Origin of the sequence: Streptomyces sp. NPDC006476 (assembly GCF_040612015.1) — a bacterium.
Classification (GTDB): domain Bacteria; phylum Actinomycetota; class Actinomycetes; order Streptomycetales; family Streptomycetaceae; genus Streptomyces; species Streptomyces griseorubiginosus_B.
Genome location: NZ_JBEXPK010000239.1, coordinates 1 through 2694 on the forward strand (window position 1 = coordinate 1; position 2694 = coordinate 2694).

At 67.6% G+C, this 2694-nt stretch carries 1 protein-coding gene and 4 pseudogenes; 1 reads left to right on the plus strand and 4 read right to left on the minus strand.

Going from position 1 to position 2694, the window contains the following annotated elements:
• The 3 genes and pseudogenes from ABZZ74_RS53505 to ABZZ74_RS53515 form a co-directional block, all read right to left on the minus strand.
• Positions 1 to 219: pseudogene (locus ABZZ74_RS53505) on the minus strand (C4-dicarboxylate transporter DctA); the annotation flags it as partial.
• 344 nt (positions 220 to 563) lie between these two features.
• Positions 564 to 1538, minus strand: a pseudogene (locus tag ABZZ74_RS53510) (IS4 family transposase); the annotation flags it as partial.
• 12 nt (positions 1539 to 1550) lie between these two features.
• Positions 1551 to 2246, minus strand: a complete 696-nt coding sequence (locus ABZZ74_RS53515) for a transposase domain-containing protein (protein ID WP_356951356.1) — start codon at positions 2244 to 2246, stop codon at positions 1551 to 1553.
• A gap of 91 nt (positions 2247 to 2337) precedes the next feature.
• On the opposite strand from ABZZ74_RS53515, the pseudogene ABZZ74_RS53520 reads away from it, so the two are divergent.
• A pseudogene (locus ABZZ74_RS53520) lies at positions 2338 to 2547 on the plus strand (IS256 family transposase); the annotation flags it as partial.
• A 65-nt stretch (positions 2548 to 2612) separates the two neighbouring features.
• On the opposite strand, the pseudogene ABZZ74_RS53525 reads toward ABZZ74_RS53520, so the two are convergent.
• Positions 2613 to 2694 (minus strand): annotated as a pseudogene (locus tag ABZZ74_RS53525) (TetR/AcrR family transcriptional regulator); the annotation flags it as partial.

A 2694-nucleotide genomic window follows, 5' to 3' on the forward strand; every position in this document is an offset into this window, starting at 1 on the left:
CGTACCGAGCGGCTTGAGCTCGACGCCGGCGTCGGGCCAGATCAGACCCACGGCGATACCGAGCACGACCGCCGCGATCACGGCGAGGTAGAGGTGTGAAGTTCCCCCCCTGATCTTGGACAGAGGATGCTTACGCTGCGGGGGTGAAGTCTTGCTGCAGCCTGGCTCGGGTTTCGAGTGGGGTGATGTACCCGAATTCGGGGTGCTTGCGGCGGCCACGGCTGCCCTCCTTGACGTCTTTGTCGGCATCACCGGCGTGCGGCTCACGTCCGGGGATGGGGATCGGGGGTGCGGTTCGTCCGGCGGCCGCGATGGCTGGAACCGAATGTCCCGCTTCCGCTCGCTGCCGCATTGCGGTGACTATCCCGTGCCCCTGTGAGGGCGGTCACCCTTCCGTTCATTTAGTTCACGCTTGAAGGCAGACTGCACGAGGCGTGGCAGGGCGAGGGACGACGGCTGGGAGTATGGGTGAGGTATTGCGACGACTTCGGTCCTGTGTCCGACCAAGGAACGCGCCGAACAGGCGTGGGAGTTAGCGGTGAACCTTCCCCAAGGCCGGGTAGTTAGCGGATTTCCGCTGGTGTCAAGGGGGTTGGGATGGTGTAGGCGGCGGGGCCGGTTTTGATGATGAGACCGCGGTCGGCCAGGCGACTGTGCTGGCGATAAATGGACTGGACGGTGATGTCGCCGAGGCGGCGGGAAAGTTCCTTGGCGCTCCAGGCGCGGTCGGGTTCGGAGCGCAGGAAGGTGATGATCTTCTCGCTGCGGCGCTCGGGTGATGTCCTGGGCAGGGTGCGCTCGTCCGTGGTGGTATCGGGGTACTCGCTGTGTTCGGGAGGCTGCAGGACCTTGGTGGTGAGTCCGGTGATGTGGGTGGAGCGGTCGGGGCGGCCGTCGTTGAGGCGCTCCGCGTAGCGGACGGTGGTGGATTTGACCTTGCGGGTGCTGACGCGTGGACGGCGGGCCGGGAGCAGGGCGTCGAGGACCCGGCGGCCGATCTCGGTGGCCGGTCCGAGTTCTCCGGTGGCGGGGGTGGCAAGGATGAGTTGGTCGCGGGCGGCCTGGAGGGCGACCGTAAAACCGGCCCGGTCGGGGTCGGTGCCCGGGCGGGTCTCGACGGCGTCGACCATGGCGGTGCGCAGGAGCTGGTAGAGAGTGAGGGTGGCCCACATCTCCTGTTCGACGCCGGCTGGATCCTTCGAGCGCAGGACGCGGCTGTTCATCATGGTGTGCCGCAGTGCGTAGTACGCGGATTCGTGTTCCCAGCGTTCGTGGTCGAGGGCCACGAGGGCTCGGGCGGGGTGGCGTCGGGGGTCGGTGAGCGTGGTGACGAGTCGGTAGGAGCCGGTGAAGGTGGTCTTGTCGGCGCAGGTCACGATGATCTGGGCGTCGATGACACGGACGGTCACGTTCCCGATGCGCGAGAGGTAGGAGCCGTCGTCCAGGCGGGCGAGGACCGGGGTGATCCGGTTGGACTTCAGCCGTCCCAGCACCTTCGCGCCGGTGGCGCAGGTCTCGGCGAGGAAGTCGTTGCCGTCGAAGCCCTTGTCCTACAGCACGAGCATGTCCGGCCTCAGCAGGTGTAGTAGCTGGCGGGCGTAGGCCGCCTCGCCTTCGCCGGACGGACCGAAGACAGAGCCGATCAGGGCTCGGGTGCCGGTCTCGACCAAGGTCATGAGCCGCAGCATCGGCCAGCCGCCGTGTCGGCCGTAGGCGGCGCGGTTCGCCAGGCTGGCGGGGAGTCTGATGGCGGAGCAGCCGTCGAAGGACACGGTGCGGTACCGGCCGTGGCGTACCCCTGGGGTGGTCGGCTGTCCGATGGCTCCCGCGACCACCGTGCACAAGGCCTGCATCGGGGCGACGCCGATGCGTCTGCGTAGATCGCGCAGGGCCTTCGACGTCGGATCCACCAGAGGCAACGAGGGCCAGGCGGCGGCGAGTTTGCGCCACACGAGGCCGTAACCGACCTCGGGGAACAAGCACATCGCGAGGACGAAGTACACCCCGCAGCGTGAAGGAAGATCACGAATCCGGGAGGGGCGGCCTGGGCGGCCCCCGTGCTCGTCCAGCACCGCTTCGACCAACTCCGGCGGGAGCAGTGCACCCAACTCACCGAGGTGCGCGGGCGCATACCGGCCTCGTGACGAGGCGATCAGCCCATCTGGAGCTCGATCCGGAATCGATGGTGCAGAATACGGGGACAACGGAGCTCTCCTGCCTGCTGTCTTGGACGACAAGCAGGACAACGAGGGCTCCGTTGCTTTGGTCCCTCCAAGCGCTCCCCCAACCCCCTTGAAACCAGCGAAAGTCCGCTAACTACCCGGCCTTGGGGAAGGTTCAACCTTCTCCACCGTGAAGCTTCGGACCAAGGTCACTCGCGGCGCCGACAGCCCGGCCGCGGCCCTCGGGATGGTCTTCAAACTCGTGGAGTCCGCCCATGCCCGCTGGCGAGCGGTCACCGCACCGCACCTCGTCGCCCTCGTCCGAGCCGGCGCCCGATTCGAGAACGGCCTCCTCGTCGAACGAGACGAGACCCTCGCAGCCTGATCCACCTCAACTGATCCACAGGCCACAGCGGACCGGCGCCTTCGTGTGCGCTGGGGTGATGCGGGTCAGCGGCCGCTGACCCGCCCCTGCAGCAGCCGGGACAGCGCCGCGTGGACGTCGTCCAGGGAGCGCTCCGGCTGGAAGGAC